This is a genomic window from [Clostridium] fimetarium, assembly GCF_900111235.1.
GTDB lineage: Bacteria > Bacillota > Clostridia > Lachnospirales > Lachnospiraceae > Clostridium_N > Clostridium_N fimetarium.
Genome location: NZ_FOJI01000044.1, coordinates 1 through 1,891, shown reverse-complemented (window position 1 = coordinate 1,891; position 1,891 = coordinate 1). Strand labels below are relative to the sequence as shown.

Sequence of the window (1,891 nt, the reverse complement as noted above, 5' to 3'; positions counted from 1 at the left end):
GTAATCTGGCAGCCACCTACTTTCCCACGCCGTCTCCAGCGTAGTATCATCGGCCGTATAAGTCTTAACCATCGTGTTCGAGATGAGAACGGGTGTTTCCCCTATGCGCATCGCCACCAGAAATATTTAATTATGTTCAAAAAACTTTGCATCAATTTACACTGTTCGTGCGAGTCTTGCCTATAACTCGACCCGCTTCGCGGCTCTCGTTAGAGTCAATCCTTCTTATGCATTCATCACTGTGTTCATTCTCTTATGAAAGCAAGCTTTCAACGATCATTCACAAAGTGATGCTTGCGCACTCACTCCTTGATGACTAAATAGTAAAACAACCTTTACTTCTTCTTTTCCTTAGAAAGGAGGTGATCCAGCCGCACCTTCCGATACGGCTACCTTGTTACGACTTCACCCCAGTTATCGATCCTGCCTTCGGCAGCTCCCTCCTTACGGTTGGGTCACTGACTTCGGGCATTACCGACTCCCATGGTGTGACGGGCGGTGTGTACAAGACCCGGGAACGTATTCACCGCGACATTCTGATTCGCGATTACTAGCGATTCCAGCTTCATGTAGTCGAGTTGCAGACTACAATCCGAACTGAGACGTTATTTTTGGGATTTGCTTACTGTCACCAGCTTGCGTCCCTTTGTTTACGCCATTGTAGCACGTGTGTAGCCCAAGTCATAAGGGGCATGATGATTTGACGTCATCCCCACCTTCCTCCAGGTTATCCCTGGCAGTCTCTCTAGAGTGCCCATCCGAAATGCTGGCTACTAAAGATAAGGGTTGCGCTCGTTGCGGGACTTAACCCAACATCTCACGACACGAGCTGACGACAACCATGCACCACCTGTCTCCTCTGTCCCGAAGGAAAGGCACCATTACGTGCCGGTCAGAGGGATGTCAAGACTTGGTAAGGTTCTTCGCGTTGCTTCGAATTAAACCACATGCTCCACCGCTTGTGCGGGTCCCCGTCAATTCCTTTGAGTTTCATTCTTGCGAACGTACTTCCCAGGTGGAATACTTATCGCGTTAGCTACGACACTGAGAAGCTTATGCCTCCCAACATCTAGTATTCATCGTTTACAGCGTGGACTACCAGGGTATCTAATCCTGTTTGCTCCCCACGCTTTCGAGCCTCAGTGTCAGTTACAGTCCAGTAAGTCGCCTTCGCCACTGGTGTTCCTCCTAATATCTACGCATTTCACCGCTACACTAGGAATTCCACTTACCTCTCCTGCACTCTAGCTTGGCAGTTTCAAAAGCAGTCCCGGGGTTGAGCCCCGGGCTTTCACTTCTGACTTGCCATGCCACCTACACTCCCTTTACACCCAGTAAATCCGGATAACGCTTGCCCCCTACGTATTACCGCGGCTGCTGGCACGTAGTTAGCCGGGGCTTCTTAGTCAAGTACCGTCATTATCTTCCTTGCTGATAGAGCTTTACATACCGAAATACTTCTTCGCTCACGCGGCGTCGCTGCATCAGGCTTTCGCCCATTGTGCAATATTCCCCACTGCTGCCTCCCGTAGGAGTCTGGGCCGTGTCTCAGTCCCAATGTGGCCGTACACCCTCTCAGGCCGGCTACTGATCGTTGCCTTGGTAGGCCATTACCCTACCAACTAGCTAATCAGACGCGGATCCATCTTACACCACCGGAGTTTTTCACACCGTACCATGCGGTACTGTGCGCTTATGCGGTATTAGCAGTCGTTTCCAACTGTTGTCCCCCAGTGTAAGGCAGGTTATCCACGCGTTACTCACCCGTCCGCCACTCAGTACAGCTTCAATTGTTCCGAAGAACTCGATTCACTATACTTCGTTCGACTTGCATGTGTTAAGCACGCCGCCAGCGTTCATCCTGAGCCAGGATCAAACTCTCATATAAAGT

2 rRNA genes are annotated in these 1,891 nt (G+C 50.4%); both read right to left on the bottom strand.

The features are described 5' to 3' along the window. Positions 1-3: 3 nt before the first annotated feature. Positions 4-121: ribosomal RNA gene (rrf, locus tag BMY18_RS20630) — 5S ribosomal RNA — on the bottom strand. A gap of 234 nt (positions 122-355) precedes the next feature. Continuing rightward, positions 356-1,888 (bottom strand): 16S ribosomal RNA (locus BMY18_RS20625). Positions 1,889-1,891: the final 3 nt, after the last annotated feature.